Source organism: Streptomyces asiaticus (assembly GCF_018138715.1).
Lineage (GTDB): Bacteria > Actinomycetota > Actinomycetes > Streptomycetales > Streptomycetaceae > Streptomyces > Streptomyces asiaticus.
Window position 1 is genome coordinate 9,030,576 of sequence record NZ_JAGSHX010000006.1, and the last position, 14,655, is coordinate 9,045,230.

The 14,655-nt window shown below is 72.7% G+C and carries 16 protein-coding genes and 1 pseudogene; 6 read left to right on the plus strand and 11 right to left on the minus strand.

Features of this window, described 5'->3' with window-relative positions:
• Positions 1-46: 46 nt before the first annotated feature.
• A complete protein-coding gene (locus KHP12_RS45940) occupies positions 47-1,009 on the plus strand; it encodes an MHYT domain-containing protein (protein WP_211834594.1) in 963 nt (320 codons plus the stop codon).
• A gap of 98 nt (positions 1,010-1,107) precedes the next feature.
• Here KHP12_RS45940 and KHP12_RS45945 read toward each other — a convergent pair whose 3' ends face one another.
• Complete coding sequence (locus tag KHP12_RS45945; protein ID WP_211834595.1) at positions 1,108-2,244, minus strand: carboxylesterase family protein; 1,137 nt, start codon at positions 2,242-2,244, stop codon at positions 1,108-1,110.
• The gene (locus tag KHP12_RS45950; protein WP_211834596.1) at positions 2,235-3,131 is read right to left on the minus strand and encodes an MBL fold metallo-hydrolase; all 897 of its coding nucleotides are present in this window, start codon (positions 3,129-3,131) and stop codon (positions 2,235-2,237) included. The genes KHP12_RS45945 and KHP12_RS45950 overlap by 10 nt, the downstream gene beginning before the upstream one ends.
• 72 nt (positions 3,132-3,203) lie before the next feature.
• Between KHP12_RS45950 and KHP12_RS45955 the strand changes: the two genes are divergently transcribed.
• The gene (locus tag KHP12_RS45955) at positions 3,204-6,023 is read left to right on the plus strand and encodes a helix-turn-helix transcriptional regulator (RefSeq protein WP_244203183.1); all 2,820 of its coding nucleotides are present in this window, start codon (positions 3,204-3,206) and stop codon (positions 6,021-6,023) included.
• Positions 6,024-6,054: 31 nt separating this feature from the next.
• Here the strand turns inward: KHP12_RS45955 and KHP12_RS45960 are convergent.
• A pseudogene (locus tag KHP12_RS45960) lies at positions 6,055-6,765 on the minus strand (sensor histidine kinase); the annotation flags it as partial.
• Between the two features lie 214 nt (positions 6,766-6,979).
• Between KHP12_RS45960 and KHP12_RS45965 the strand changes: the two are divergent.
• On the plus strand, positions 6,980-7,417 hold the full coding sequence (locus KHP12_RS45965; protein ID WP_167442673.1) for a TIGR03618 family F420-dependent PPOX class oxidoreductase: 438 nt from the start codon (positions 6,980-6,982) through the stop codon (positions 7,415-7,417).
• Between the two features lie 176 nt (positions 7,418-7,593).
• On the opposite strand, the gene KHP12_RS45970 is transcribed toward KHP12_RS45965, so the two are convergent.
• The 8 genes from KHP12_RS45970 to KHP12_RS46005 all read right to left on the minus strand — a co-directional run bounded on the left by KHP12_RS45970 (position 7,594) and on the right by KHP12_RS46005 (position 12,728).
• Complete coding sequence (locus KHP12_RS45970; protein ID WP_210608953.1) at positions 7,594-7,809, minus strand: hypothetical protein; 216 nt, start codon at positions 7,807-7,809, stop codon at positions 7,594-7,596.
• A gap of 112 nt (positions 7,810-7,921) precedes the next feature.
• The gene (locus KHP12_RS45975; protein ID WP_086885600.1) at positions 7,922-8,377 is read right to left on the minus strand and encodes a PaaI family thioesterase; all 456 of its coding nucleotides are present in this window, start codon (positions 8,375-8,377) and stop codon (positions 7,922-7,924) included.
• Between the two features lie 31 nt (positions 8,378-8,408).
• A complete protein-coding gene (locus tag KHP12_RS45980; protein WP_138912705.1) occupies positions 8,409-9,080 on the minus strand; it encodes an enoyl-CoA hydratase-related protein in 672 nt (223 codons plus the stop codon).
• 93 nt (positions 9,081-9,173) lie between these two features.
• Positions 9,174-9,803, minus strand: a complete 630-nt coding sequence (locus tag KHP12_RS45985; RefSeq protein WP_245010024.1) for a TetR/AcrR family transcriptional regulator — start codon at positions 9,801-9,803, stop codon at positions 9,174-9,176.
• Between the two features lie 95 nt (positions 9,804-9,898).
• Positions 9,899-10,954, minus strand: a complete 1,056-nt coding sequence (lplAB, locus tag KHP12_RS45990; protein WP_210608952.1) for a lipoate-protein ligase LplAB — start codon at positions 10,952-10,954, stop codon at positions 9,899-9,901.
• 125 nt (positions 10,955-11,079) lie between these two features.
• The gene (locus KHP12_RS45995; RefSeq protein WP_086884715.1) at positions 11,080-11,547 is read right to left on the minus strand and encodes a DUF2269 family protein; all 468 of its coding nucleotides are present in this window, start codon (positions 11,545-11,547) and stop codon (positions 11,080-11,082) included.
• 185 nt (positions 11,548-11,732) lie between these two features.
• Positions 11,733-12,119: a tautomerase family protein gene (locus tag KHP12_RS46000; protein ID WP_086884714.1), complete on the minus strand. Its 387-nt coding sequence runs from the start codon at positions 12,117-12,119 to the stop codon at positions 11,733-11,735.
• 45 nt (positions 12,120-12,164) lie between these two features.
• A complete protein-coding gene (locus KHP12_RS46005; RefSeq protein ID WP_086884717.1) occupies positions 12,165-12,728 on the minus strand; it encodes a TetR/AcrR family transcriptional regulator in 564 nt (187 codons plus the stop codon).
• 118 nt (positions 12,729-12,846) lie between these two features.
• On the opposite strand from KHP12_RS46005, the gene KHP12_RS46010 reads away from it, so the two are divergent.
• The 3 genes from KHP12_RS46010 to KHP12_RS46020 are packed head-to-tail and all read left to right on the plus strand — an operon-like array spanning position 12,847 to position 14,550.
• A complete protein-coding gene (locus KHP12_RS46010; protein ID WP_086884713.1) occupies positions 12,847-13,407 on the plus strand; it encodes a GNAT family N-acetyltransferase in 561 nt (186 codons plus the stop codon).
• The gene (locus KHP12_RS46015) at positions 13,407-14,057 is read left to right on the plus strand and encodes a hypothetical protein (RefSeq protein ID WP_211834597.1); all 651 of its coding nucleotides are present in this window, start codon (positions 13,407-13,409) and stop codon (positions 14,055-14,057) included. Before KHP12_RS46010 ends, KHP12_RS46015 begins: the two co-directional genes overlap by 1 nt.
• A 19-nt stretch (positions 14,058-14,076) precedes the next feature.
• Complete coding sequence (locus KHP12_RS46020) at positions 14,077-14,550, plus strand: DUF4186 domain-containing protein (protein WP_211834598.1); 474 nt, start codon at positions 14,077-14,079, stop codon at positions 14,548-14,550.
• Positions 14,551-14,655 lie beyond the last annotated feature (105 nt).

Genomic DNA, 14,655 nt, shown 5'->3' on the forward strand with positions numbered 1-14,655 from the left:
CAACGTTTCTGCACAGGATCCCCGCGGCGAAAAGGGTGGAGCGTACATGTACGGCACGATCGACGGGTTCAACTACGGGGCCGCCACCCCCCTCGCGGCCTACCTCATGGCCTGTCTGGGAGGAGCCCTCGGCTTACGCTGCACCGCCCGGTCGGTGCGTACCCAGCGCTCCTGGAAGGCGGGCTGGCTCGCGCTCGGATCCGCGTCGATCGGCTCGGGCATCTGGACGATGCACTTCATCGCCATGATGGGGTTCCATGTGAAGGAGACCCCGATCGGCTTCGACATACCGATCACCCTTCTCAGCCTGGTCGTGGCGATCGTCGTCGTCGGCATCGGCGCCTTCATGGTCGGCTACCGGGGCACCTCCCCCGGGGTGCTGCTCGCGGCCGGTGTGTTCACCGGACTCGGCGTCGCGGGCATGCACTACATCGGGATGTCCGCGATGCGCATGCAGGGGCACTTGGAGTACTCCGTGCCGACCGTCCTGCTCTCCGTCCTGATCGCGGTCGTGGCCGCGACCGCCGCTCTCTGGGCCGCCGTGACCATCCAGGGCTTCCGCGCCAGCCTGGTGTCGAGCATGGTGATGGGAGTCGCCGTGACCGGGATGCACTACACGGGCATGGCCGCGGTCAGCGTGCGGCTGGACGATGTGCTCAGCGCATCCGTGGGCGGTGAGGCGCCCGCTTCGCTCATCCTCCCCATGCTGATCGGTCCGGTGGTCTTCCTGGTGATCGCGGGGACCATCATCATGTTCGATCCGCTGCTCGTCCTGGGCGAGGGGGAGTGGAACGAGAAGAAGGCGGCCGGTGCGCGCGGGACCCCGCCGCCACCGCCCCGGCCGGTCTGGCCGGTTTGGCCACCGGAGGAGGAGCCCGCTCGGGCCCGGCCTCGGCCACCGGAGGAGCCTGTTCGGGCCCGGCCTCGGCCACCGGAGGCGGAGGCCGCTCGGGCCCGGACGAGGCGCCCGGGCCCGCGCCACGGCCGCCGGGAGTACCGCGAGTGGTGAACCCAGGACCGTTCCGGGGCACGACGAGGCGGCCGTGACCCGCGCGCGGCGCGGACACCGATCCGCCACCACGGCCACCCCGCCGCACCCCGTGCGCCCTAATGGAACCGGTGCGTCCCCGACCAGCCGGGATCCCCGCTCATGGCGAAGCGCACCCACGCGCCGTGCATCTCCGCGGCCAAGGAAGGCGGGATGTCCGGTCCGAGCAGTCCGTTCGCCGTACGGAGCGCGGGCAGTTCGGTGCGGTCGAAGACGAACGGGAGCTCCACGGCGTGGCACGCGCCGAACGCCCCGCCCCGCCAGTCGAAGTCGTAGGTGAACGCCTTGTCGTAGCGGGACACCAGCCGCTCGCGGGCGTCGCGGAACACCGCGTCGATGGCCGCGCTCTGTTCCGGCCGCTGGTAGAGCAGCGACTCCTGGGTGTTCGTGCCCACCAGCAGATCCACCGGATGCGGCGGTGGCGCGTCGTCGAGCCCGTCGAGCACCACACCGAGCGGCGACAGCCTCGGCCCCACCCCGGGCACCTCGGCGAGCGCGGACACCAGGCGCTCGTCGGATGTGTCGGCGAACGCCTCGGCCGTCGCCGGAACGCCCAGCCGGTCCGCCAGGGCCCGGGTCGTCTCCGCCGCCTCCGCGCCGGTCAGGGCGTGGAGCCCACCGCTCTGGCTGATCGCGCCCCGGAACAGCCCGGCGGCCTCGGGCGTCACCAGCAGCGCGCTGATGATCATCGCTCCCGCCGACTGCCCGAACACCGTGACCCGGTCCGGGTCCCCGCCGTAGTCCGCGATGTGGGCACGCACCCATCGCAGCGCCGCGAGCACGTCCAGCAGGCCCCGGTTGCGCGGGGCGCCCGGCAGATCGAGCCAACCCAGCGCGCCGAGGCGGTAGTTGAGGGTGACCAGGACCACGCCGTCGCGGGCGAAGGACGTCCCGTCGTACACCGGTGCCTGGCCGGTGCCGGAGAGGAACGCGCCGCCGTGCACGAAGACCATCACCGGGGCGTCTCCATCGGCGCGTGGCGTCCAGACGTTGAGCGTCAGATAGTCCTCGCCACGCACCCAGCCCGGGCCCATCAGCGGGCTCAGATCCGCCGGGAACCGCCGCTTAGGTGCCGGAGCGGTCGGCCCGGGCCCGTCGGCGCCGGGTACGCCGTCCACCGGGGTCGGCGCGGCGAACCGCGCGGCGCCGGTCGGCCCGGCCGCGTACGGGATGTTCCGGAACACGCTCATCGCCATGCCGCCCACTCCTTCACCGCGAACCGCTCGCCGTCACGCCGCACTTCGGCCGCGCTTGCACCGGGGAAGTGCGCAGGGAACAACAGTGCACCCTCGTCCGCGGCCTCGCCCAGCACCCGGCGCCGGGAGATCCGCGCCCGGGGCTCGTCCTCGTCGAAGCAGGGGCACACGTCCGGCTCCACGATCTGTAGCGGGCTGTGCATCAGATCGCCCACGAAGACCGCCCGATCCGTACCCGACCGCAGCCGCACCACCGACGAGCCGGGGGTGTGGCCGGGGGCGCTCTCGACGCGCAGCCGGCCGTCGACGTCGTAGTGGTCGACCTCCCACAGCACGGTCTGCCCGGCCCGGTGGACGGGGGCGACGCTGTCCTCGAACACATTCGTCATCCGGGGGCCGGAGCGGGTCCGGTGACCGTTCTCCGGGTTCCAGTAGTCGAAGTCGATGCGGGGGATCACATACCGCGCGTTGGGGAAGGTGGGCCGCCACTCGCCGTCCGCCCATGAGGTGTTCCAGCCGACGTGGTCCCCGTGCACATGGGTGCAGATCACCAGGTCCACATCTGCCGGGCGGACCCCGGCCGCGGCCAGCTCCCCGAGGTAGTTCGTATGCAGATGGTGGAAGGGCGGCATGCCAGGCCGCTCCCGGTCGTTGCCGATGCCCGTGTCGATCAGGATCGTCCGGCCCTCGCTGCGGAGCAGCCAGGTCTGGATCATCGTGCGGATCTCATCGGCGGCCGGATCCAGGAATTCGGGGGCCAGCCAGCTCTCGTGCGCGCGCCAGTGCTCCGGGGCCACGTCGGGAAAGACGAAGCCGCGTGGCAGACCCCTCGGGGCCACCTCTACCACCCGGGTGATCTCGACGTTTCCAAGCGTGATGGTGTCCATGCCTCCAGCCTGCGAGTCCGCGGGCTCGGGCGGTATCGGTCAGATGACTGCACCACGGGCTAGAGTCAGAGGATGACCATGGTCGGACGGGAGAGTGAGAGCGCGGCCGTACTCGGTCTGACCAGCGGTGTGCTGATCCTCACGGGTGAACCGGGCGCGGGCAAGAGCACCCTGCTCGGCCTCGCGGCGGATCGCCACCCGGGCCGGGTGCTGCGGATGACGGGCAGCGAGAGCGAGGCGAACCTGACGTTCGCGGGGCTGTACCAGCTGCTGCGGCCGGTGCTGGCGGAGACCGCGCGGCTGCCGGTGCGGCAGCGGTCGGCGCTGCTGGGGGCCATGGGCCTGGGGGACGACTTCGGGGGCGGTGGTTCCGGGCAGGCCGAGCCCGGCGGCGCCCACCTCGGGGAGACCGAACCCGACGGTGCCCATCTCGGGCAGGCCGAACCCGACGATGCCCATCTCGGGCAGGCCGAACCCGACGGTGCCCACCTCGGGGAGGCCGAACCCGACGGCGCCGACACCCGACGCGGCGGCCCGCCCGACCGGCTGTTGCTCGGGGTCGCGCTGCTCACGCTGCTGTCGGACCTCGCCCGGCAGTCGCCCGTCCTCGTGGTCGCCGACGACCTTCAGTGGATCGACGCGGGCTCGCTGGAACTGCTCGCCTTCGCCGCCCGGCGCATCGGCGACGAACCCCTCGCCGTGCTGGCCGGAGCCAGGGACAGGGCGGGGGAAGGCGCCCGGGGCGGGGCCACGGCGCCGTTCTCCGGCTTTCCCCTGCTCACGCTCGACCCGCTGGACGCGACCGCCGCGGGCCTCCTGCTGGACCGGCAGCCGTATCCGCCGACCGGCAGCCGCCGCCTCCGCATCCTCGACCAGGCCGCCGGAAATCCGCTCGCGCTGATCGAACTCGCCCGGGCGAACGGCGCCTGTGGCGCCGACTCGCCCGGTTCCGCCGACGGGGAGCTCCTGCCGCCCACCGACCGCCTGATGCGGGTCTTCGCCGCCGACCTCGAAGCCCTGCCCGAGGCCACCCGGCAGGCACTGCTCCTGGTCGCGGCGGACGACCGGGCGGTGGCGGGCCGGGTCGAGGCGCTGGCCCCGGCCGAGGCCGCCGGACTGCTGCGGATCACCGGCGGCGGGCGCGACGGCTGGCAGGCCCGCTTCCGGCATCCGCTGATCAGGTCCGCCATTTACCACTCCGCACCGCTGGCCGCCCGCCGTCAGGCCCACCGCGACCTCGCCACGCTGCTCGGCGCCGAGCCCGACCGCCGCGCCTGGCATCTGGCCGCCGCGGCGGAAGGACCGGACGAGGAGATCGCCGCCGCGCTCGAGGAGTCGGCGGCCAGGGCCCGGGAGCGTGGCGGATACACCGCCGCCACCACCGCGCTGGAACGGGCCGCCGAGCTGAGCCCCGGGCGGCGCGACCGCGCCCGCCGCCTGGTGGCAGCGGCGGGCGCCGCGGTGTCCACCGGACAGCCGCACTGGGTGCGCCGGCTCGCCGCGCAGGCCGCCGCGCTCACCGACGACCCGGAGCTGTCGGCCGAGGCATCGCTGCGCGTGGGCCAGGTGCTCACGCTGAGCACCGAGCACGACACCGCGATGTCCTTGCTGCTGCGGGCGGCGGAGGACCCCAGGCTGCGCCGGGTCGCTCTCTCCTCGGCGTCGGTGGCGGGCTTCTACTCGGGCGACGAGGAATACCGCCTCGCCGTACGGGCCCGGGCACACGACGACCCCTGGACGCTCGCGGTGACCGACCCCACCGCGCACCGGTCCCAGCGGGTGGCGGCGATCCCGACGCTCGTCGAACGGGCGGACGGCGACCCCGCCCGGCTCATCTCGCTCGGCGCCATGGCCTGGCTGCTCGACGAGACCGCACTCGCGGTACGGATCTTCGACGACGCCCTCCACCGCTGGCGGCTGGGCGGCTCCCTGCCCATCGGTCTCGGCTGCTCGGCCGGGTGGTCGTACCTGGATCACGGCCGGTGGGCACAGGCCCGTACCGCCGCCGTGAACACCAACTCCGCGGGCGCCGGACTGCCGCACCTCGACGCCGCCGCACGGTCGCTCGAGGCCGCCGCGCTCGCGCTGACCGGACGGACCGACGAGGCCCGCACCGCGGGCTCGGCCGCGCTGTCCCTCGTCGACCCGCACCGCAGCCGCGCGGTCGCCGTCCGGGCCCGGTGGGCGCTGGGCATGGCCGCGGTGGCCGACGGCGACCATGTCGGCGCGTACGAGCAGTTCCGCCTGCTGTTCACCGCCGACGGCGACCCCGTCCACTACGCGTGCTCCTACCCCGGGGTCGCCGAGCTGGCCGCCGCGGCCGTCCGCACCGGCCACGGCGCCGAGGCCGCCGCCATCGTGGAGCGCACTGCCGAGCGGCTCGCCGAGGACCCCTCGCCCCGGATGCGCATCCTGATCCACCGCGCCCGCGCACTGCTCGAACCGTCCCGGGCCGAACCGCACTTCACCGCTGCCCTCGCCGAACCGGCGGGCGGCCAATGGCCCTTCGAACGCGCGCAGATCCTGCTGGACCACGCCGAATGGCTGCGCCGCCGCCACCGCATCACCGAGGCGCGCCACCAGCTGAACACCGCGCTGGAAACCTTCCGGCGCCTCGGTGCCCCCTCCTGGATCGACCGCACCCAGGCCGAACTGCGCGCCGCCGGTGTCGAATCCGCCCCCGTCGGCCCCGACGCCCTCACCTCGCTGTCCCCGCAGCAGCAGCACATCATCCGCCTGGCCGCGCAGGGGCTGAGCAACCGCGAGATCGGCGAACGGCTCTTCCTCTCTCCGCGCACCGTCGGCTCGCACCTCTACCGCAGCTTCCCCAAGCTCGGCGTCACCGCCCGCTCCCAGCTGCGGGACCTGATCGAGGCGTCCGGCCGGTCGTAGTGGCGGTGGCCACATGCGCTCCCGGCGATCGCCACCGGCAGGGCAGCGCCACCGCGATGACGGTCGGCCCGCCGCGCGGGCTGGTCACCGTCACCGTTCCATCGAGCGCGGCGACGCGGCGGCGTATCCCGAGCAACCCGAGGCCGTGTCCGGGACCACCCGTCTCCCCCTCCCCGGCGCCGGATCCGTGCGCACCGGAACCGCCGGTGGCGGCCTCGGCACCGCCTCGCCCCTCGTCACGCACCGAGACACACAATCCGCTCGGGGTACGGGCCAGCCGGGCCTCGGCCCGGTCGGAGCCGCTGTGCCCGGCCACGTTCGCCAGCGCCTCCGCCACCACGAAGTACGCGGCCGCCTCGACCGCCGCCGGCGCCCGCGCCCCGTCCTCCAGACCGTCCACCCGCACGGTGACGTCGAGCCCGCTGCTCGCGGCGAGCGCCCGTACCGCCCCGGCCAGGCCACGGTCGGTGAGGATCGGCGGATGCATGCCGCGCACCATATGGCGCAGCTCCGCCAGCGCCTCGTCGGCCAGGTCCTGCGCGTCCTCCAGCATCCTGCGCGCCGCCGTCGGATCCCGGTCGTACGCCCGCTTGGCCAGCCCGATCCGCAGGGACAGGGAGACCAGCCGCGCCTGGGTGCCGTCGTGCAACTCCCGCTCGATACGCCGCAGTTCGGCGCCGTGTGCGGCGACGGCGCCCGCCCGGGTCTCCACCAGCTCCTCCACCCGCCGGGCCAGCCGGGCCGTGGCCCGCGCCGCGTGCCGCATTCGCCTACCCATAGCGACGAGGCTAGAAGACGGGCCGGGCCCACGCGGGAGAGCGAGCCGCCCCTTCGACGGTGGAGCCCGCTACACCCCCGGGCCCCCGCCCGGGACTCACCGGCATGGACGCGTCGGGGTGCGGGTACGGGCCGGGGGAGCCATGGTGGAGGAACCGGTCCGCCCAGAAAGGCATCCGATGACGGATCTTCAGGAAGTGGACCGCATCGCCGCGGCCGACCACCACTTGGCGGTCGTGTCGACGACACGTGCCGACAGCACGGTCCAGGCATCCGTGGTCAACGCCGGGATCGTCGGCCATCCGGTCTCCGGTGACCAGGTGGTCGCGTTCGTCACCTACGGCCCCGCCAAACTCGCCCATCTGCGGGCGCGTCCGCGGGCCACCGTGGTCTTCCGCGCCGGATGGAACTGGGCCGCGGTCGAGGGCCGCACCGAGATCGCCGGGCCCGACGACCCGTTCCCCGGGATCGACCCGGAGCGTCTGCGGCTGTTGCTGCGCGAGATCTTCACCGCCGCGGGCGGCACCCACGACGACTGGGCGGCCTACGACCGCGTCATGGCCGAGCAGCGCCGTGCCGCGGTCTTCGTCCACCCCGAGCGCGTCTACGGCAACTGACCCCCGTGGCGGCGCCGGGGCCACCGGACGGCCCCGGCGCCACCGCGCGGTGGCCGGTCAGAGCAGGTCGAGGAACGAGCCCCACGTGAAGATGGCGGACTGCGACAGCCGTTCGCTGTCGGGCTGTCCCGCTGGGGACCCGTCCCGTAGCCACCGTCATCCCGGCACCGGCCTGGTCAGAAACGGACGCGGCCGTCCCCGTCGACCCTCGTCGTGGGGGCCAGCCCCGGGGAGAGCTCTTCGACCTGCCGCAGGATCCGCCGCGCCGTCGAGGCCGGGGGAATCACCGGCTCGCCGTCGGCGGTGAGCTCGACCGGATGGAGACGCAGCCGGGACGGTCCTTCCCCCGGTCTCCGGGCGACCACCACGTCCCCCACGGCGATCAGCTTCATGTGCCACTTCCCCCACTCGGCCCGGCCCGCGACGGGATCAGGCTACGCGGGGGCCGGGAGCCGTCCGCCAGGGACTTGGGCGAGGTGTCGGCCGGGGCACGGGCGGGGTGGGTCAGCCGTCCGCGTGAAGAATCATGCAGGTGGTGGTCGCGTGGGCGATCAACTTCCCCTGTTCGTCCAGCACCTTGCCCTCGGCGGTGGCGGTGCGGCGACCGGCGTGGAGGACGGTGCCTTCGGCGATGAGGGTCTGCCCGTCGGTGCGGGCCGCGCGGATGTAGTTCACCTTGAGCTCCAGAGTGGTGTAGCCCACCCCGGCCGGGAGAGTGGTGTGAACGGCGCAGCCCATGGCCGAGTCGAGCAGGGTGGCGGCGATACCACCGTGGACGATGCCGAGGGGATTGGCGAAGTCGGGGCAGGTGTCGAGGGAGACGACGACGCGTCCGGCGTCCACCTCGTCGAAGCGCATGCCGAGGAGCCGTCCGATGGAGGGGATGTCGGCGGGGCGCTCGGACTGCACCCATCGCATGAGGTCGAGGCCGGAGAGGGTGGTGAGGTCGGTGGTGGTCACAGGCGGTTCCTTGCGGTCGTGGTGGGGGCTGTCAGCCGAGGGGGTTGTCCTTCGCGCGCAGGGCGGCCAGTGCGGGGGCGTACATCCGGCTCTTGATGGTGCCGAGGGTGTCACCGGCCTTGCCCACCTGCGCCGCCGCGAGCTCGACGGCGGTCGAGCGGACGGAGTCCTCCGCCACCGCGTGGTCGACGATCCCGGCGGCGAGCGCGTCGTGGCCGCCGTAACGACGAGCGGTGACCATGGCCTCGTGGGCGGTGCGCGGGCTCAGCCGGCCCTGGATGAGAGCGGACATGCCCGGGGTGAAGGGGATGTTGATGTCCGCCTCGGGCAGACACCAGAAGCCACGGTCTGCGCGCATCACCCGGACGTCATGGGCCAGGGAGAACATCGCGCCCGCCGCGAAGGTGTGCCCTTGCAGCGCGGCCACGGTCACGAGCGGCAGCGACAGCATCCGGGCCAGGAGTCCGTGGACGGAGGCGACATAGTCCTGGTGCTGGTCGGCGTGTGCCAACAGCCATTCCAGGTCCAGGCCGTTGGAGTAGAACTTGCCGGTGGCGGCCGTCACCAGGGCACGCGCCCCTTCGGCCTTCTCCACCTCGTCCAGGGCGCTGTTGACGGCGGCGAGCCAGTCGGGGTGGAAGCGGTTCTCGCCGTCCCCGAGATCGAGCACGAAGACATTGTCCTGGCGGTCCAGCGTGGGCATGGCTGCTCCTTCACACAGGGCTGAGTCGGCCGACGGGCCCGCGCGCCACTCATCCGGCGGTCCGCGGAGCACGGCGGTGGTTCACCGTGGGCTTCACGGTGGTGGCGCGTCGCGGTCCCCCTCGGGATCCGCCACCGAGGCGGCGGTACGCAGAGCGTGGGCCAGAAGGTCATGGATCTCGGCGGCGGCCGCCTCCAGCGGGGCGGTGCTCCGCTCGGCCCGGCACATGATGACGGCGCCCTCGACCGCCGCGATGACGAACGCGGCCAGCCGCCTTCCCCGCTCCTCCGACAGACCGTGCCGGACGAACAAGGCGGCCAGCGCCTCCTGCCAGCGGGTGAACGCCGCGGCCGCGGAGCGGGCGAGCTGCGGGGCGTCGTCGTTGGTCTCGACGGCCACGGCCACGATGGGGCAGCCGGTCCGGAAGTCGTTTTCGACGAGCCGTCCGCGCCACAGCGTGAAGAACGCGTCGACCGCCACCAGCGGGTCATCGGCCCGCACGCCGGTCTCGATCAGCCCGGCGATGAAGTCACCGGCGAGGGCCACCGCCTCATCGATCAACTGCGCCCGCCCGCCCGGGAAATGGTGGTAGACCGACCCACGCGGGGCTCCGCTGTGCGCGAGCACCCGGTCGATGCTCGTGGCACTCGCACCGTACTCACGCAGCAGCGCCGCGGCGCTCAGCACCATCCGCTCGCGACTGTCGCTCTTGCGCCGGACCATGCCACCCACCACCTCCCTTACGTGTGGGTAACTTATGCTCCATGACATAGAACATGCAAGAGTTGTCGGCGAACAGGTCCGACGGTTGTCCGTTGTTACGGCACCCGCGCTGTCCACTCCTCGTTGCCGTACTTCGCATGGGCCAGTTCCTCGGCGCGTGCCATCTCCTCGTCGGTGACGTGCCCCTCGGCGAGGCCGTAACGGGCGCGGAAGGAGGCGAGCATGCGGTCGATGACCTCGGCTCGGGGCAGGCCGGTCTGGCGGCGCAGTGGGTCGACGCGCTTCTTGGCGCTCTCGGTGCCCTTGTCGGACAGCTTCTCCTTGCCGATGCGCAGCACATCGAGCATCTTGTCCGCGTCGATGTCGTACGCCATCGTCACGTGGTGCAGCACCGCGCCGTCGCCACTGGCCAGGCGCTTCTGGGCGGCACCGGCGATCTTGCCCTCCGCGGAGGCGATGTCGTTGAGGGGCTGGTACCAGGCCTTGACGCCCATGTCGCCGAGCGCGGTCAGGACCCAGTCGTCGAGGTAGGCGTAGGAATCGGCGAACGACAGGCCGGAGACGAGGGAGGCCGGTACCGACAGGGAGTAGGTGATGGTGTTCTCGGCCTCCACGAACATGGCTCCGCCACCGGAGATGCGCCGTACCACGGTGACTCCGTGACGGGCCGCGCCCGCGGGGTCCACTTCGTTGCGGAGGGACTGGAAGCTGCCGATGATGACGGCCGGGCGGCCCCACTCCCACACTCGCAGTGTGGGCGGCCGCCGTCCGGCGGCGACCTCGTCGGTCAATACCTCGTCCAGGGCCATGTGCAGCGCGGGGTCCTGCGGCCCGTCGTGGATCAGCTGCCAGTCGTAGTCCGTCCAGTCGGTGGCACGGGCCAGCGCCCGCCGCACCGCGATGCCGACGGCCTCGGGGGAGAAGCCGAACATCACGGTGTCGGCCGGCAGCCCCGCCCTGACGCGGGCGGCGAGCGCCTGTGCGTCGGCGTCGGCGGGCGCGCCCTCCAGGGCCCGGTCGATGGCGTGCAGCGCCTCGTCCGGTTCCAGGAAGAAGTCGCCCGCCACCCGCACCCCGCGCAGCGCGCCGTCGTGGACCTCCAGATCCACGACGACCAGCTTGCCGCCCGGCACCTTGTACTCACCGTGCATGCCCTGCACCGCCTCCTGTGTCCGCCCGGCGCTCCCGATCATTATCCCGCGCCGATGGCCGGATCCCGCGCGGTGACCGGCTTCAGGCCACAGCGCGGGGGACGGGGCGGGGGACGGGGCGGGGGTCAGGCTCCGGTGGTCGAGCCCGGGCGGACGATCATGAGGATGGTCACCGTCGCCCACAGCAGGTTGAACACGCCTGTGAACATGGCCAGTTGGGCGGTGTCGGACCGCTCCAGGGCCTTGCTCGCACCGAGGCTGTCGAGGAGTTCGCCCTGGCGGGGCAGGACGAAGGCGACCAGGACACCGGCGGCCGCGGCCGTCAGGGCGATCGAGGCGGTGAGCCAGCCGCTGTCGAGGACGCCCATCGCGGCGGCCGTGGCGAAGCCGAAGACGGGCACGGCCAGGCCCATCTTGGCGTAGACGCGGCAGATGCGGTGCAGCAGCCGGACCGTGCCCAGGTCCGCCTGGCCCTCGGCGGCGGACGCGTGGGCGTTGCGGGCCGAGGGCGGGAACATGCTGGCGGCTACGGTGACGGGGCCGATCGCGACAATGGCGGCCAGGACGTGCAGGGAGAGCAGGATCTTGGTCATCGGATGGCGTCCGGCTCCCTTTCGAACGTGGTGGGCACCAGCGTCTCCTTCCGAAGGTGGGGCGGGCCGAAGGTGGGGCGGGTGGTGCCCGCCCCACGCTAGGGAGCCGGGAGAAGATCACCCAGGGGCTGAAACGACAGAAGCCAACGGATTCTCGCCAGGCCGGGCCCGATGGTGACGTCGTCTCATCCCTCGACGTACTGCGCCACCCCGTGTCCGAACGACCAGTCGGCCGACTCGTTCTCGGTCAGGGTGATGAACACGTTCCGCGGCTCGGTCCCCGCGTACTCCTCGGCGAGCTCGGCGATCCGCCGGTACAGCGCCTGCTTCTGTGCCGGTGTCCGCCCCGAACGCATCGTGAGGGCGACGTAGACGATGCCGTCGTCGCGCGGCACACCGAGGTAGTCGTCGTAGCGCAGCATGCCGCTGGTGCCGTCATGGCTGGTCAGCACCTGGAACCGGTCGTTGGGCGGGAAGCCGATGGTCTCCACCAGCGCGTCGTGCACGGCACGGCCGAGCGCGTCGAGCCGCTCGGCGTCGGCGCGCAGTGCGTCAATGCGGACGAAGGGCATGGCAGGGGCTCTCTTTCGGGCGAGGGGGCGGGGAAGGTCGCGGGCTCAGCGGACATGGGCGGTGAGCAGGCCGAGCGCCCCGTCCATCGCCCGGGCGTACACCTCGGCCGAGTCGGCGGCGCGGGCCAGCACATAGCCGCCCTGCAACACCGCGACCAGCGCGGTGGCCGTGGCCACCGGGTCGAGCCCGGCGTCGAGCTCGCCGCTGGCCCGGCCCTCCGAGAGCAGCCCGGCCAGCCGGTCGGTGAGCCAGGCGAAGGTCTCCTCGACCGGTCGGCGCAGCTCCGGATCGGCCATCACATCGGGGTCCTGGGTGAGGCGCCCGACCGGACACCCCTTCAGGGCGTCCCGCTCCCGCCGCAGATAGGCGGTGATCCGCCCGACCACGGTGCCGGGGCCGCCGAACTCGGCCTCCGCCCTGCCCCTCAGCTCCTCGGCGCTGCGGCTGATCGCGGCGAGCGCCAGGTCGGGCTTGCCGCGGAAGTGGTGGTACATGCTGCCCTGGCCCGCTCCGGAGCGCTCCTGGATCGCCTTCGGGCTCGTGCCCACATAGCCGCGCTCCCACAGCAGCTCACGGGTGCTTGCGATGAGTCGTTCCCGGGTGTCCATGAACACGACCCTACATACTAGTAGGTACAAAAGGAAACGCGCGGACCGCCCCCTCGGTGAGAGGATCCCCCCGTACTGCGCGCGCTGGTTCGGACGGTGGAAACGATGGAAGGTGACGATGTACGCGATACCCCTGGGCGATGACGGCGCGGAGCTGCGCCCGCTGGAGCCGTGGCAGGCCGAGGAGTTCCTCGCCCATATGGACCGGGGACGGGAGTTCATCGGGCGGCACATCGCGCTGGCGGACGCCGTGGCCGACCTGGAGTCGGCCCGGGCGTTCCTCCAGGGGTACGCGGACAAGGCGGCGGCCGACGCCGGGCGGATCCACGGCATCTGGACGGACGGCAAGCTGGTCGGCGGGGTCCTCTTCCGCACGATGGACGTCGAACAGCGCACGGCGGAGGCGGGTTGCTGGCTGGAGCCGTCGGCGGTGGGCAGGGGGCTGGTGACCCGCGCCACGCGCCTGATCATCGACTGGGCCGTCGAGGAGCGGGGTATCCACCGCGTGGAGTGGTGGGCGGCGGCCGCGAACGAGGCCAGCATCGCCGTGGCCCGGCGGCTGGGGATGACCAGGGACGGTGTGCTGCGGGAGGGCCGTCTGCACCGGGGCAAGCGGCATGACATGGAGATCTGGTCGGTGCTCGCCCCCGAGTGGCGGGCGGCCCGGCAGCCCTCCTGATGGGAACCTGGACGGACGCCTTCGTCGCGCCCGCCAGGCCGGACCTGCTTCCGCCGGAGTCCTTCGGCCGCCTCGTGGTGGACCTCGCCCGTGAGCGTGTGGTCCGTACGCCGTGGTGGCTCCTGGCGGGCAGGCTCTGTGTCAACGCGAGCCTCAACTGGGTGAGCGTCAGCGGACAGGCGCGCTATGACCACCCCGCCCCGGGGAGCTCGCTGCGCACCGAGCGGCATCCCCTGTGGCAGGAGGACGACGACCCGCCGCCCTGGGGCGATTCCCATGAGGAGGCCAGGCTGCTCGCCACGGGTGAGTCGATACGCCACGTCCTCCCGGCACTCCGGGCGGCTCCCCACGGCCGGGAGGACATCGCGGTCGTCTTTCCCTGTCTGGACTTCCGCCACCGCGCCATCTCCGACTTCCTGATCTGCGAGGACAACCGGACCATGCTGGTGTGCTTCGCCCTCGCCCGTCCGCAGATCCGCCCGCTCGCCACGGATGACACGGCGGAGGCCGGCGGGGAGGTGCATCCGGTGCGGACCTGTGTGGTCCACACCTACAAACTCGCCCGCCGGATCGGCCCGGCCCCGGCCATCACCGCCATCGCGGCCCGCCACTTCGGCCCCGACCTGGTCACCGGCAGAACCTGGGGCTGACGGCCGTACCCCACCGATCGTGTGCCCCGGCCGCGCTCGTCACGGCGCTGACCGTGACTCGTCCGAGCCGTCGCCCGACTCGTCCGAGCCGTCGCCCGACCCGTCCGGTCCGAGTCCCGAATCGCTCGATCAGCGGCTGGCCGCCATCGCGCGCCATCCGTTCCGTGCGAAGTTCCATCTGCGCGGTCGCGAGCGGGCCACGGCCGAGCTGAGCGGGCCGTCGACGTTGCGCTGGCACGCCTACGACCTGATCGCCAAGCGGCTGGCCCCCGCCGAGCCTCACAAGGACGGCAAGCAGACGCCCTATCGCGGCCACCCCGTGTTCGTCGCCCAGCACGCGACCGCCACCTGCTGCCGTACCTGTCTTCAGCGCTGGCACGAGATCCCCAAGGGGCGGGAGTTGAGCCGCGCGGAGCGGGCCTATGTGGTGGATGTGATCTGCCGTTGGATCGAGCGCGAGGTGGCGGAAGCGCGGACCAGGCCGGGTCCATAAGGTTTTTGCCATCGACGGAGCCGGACGGTAAACCTCTCCGGGTCCGATCGCGTCTAGATCGGCAACGGACCCACACAGCACCTGTGACCTTGAAGGGGCCGGTTT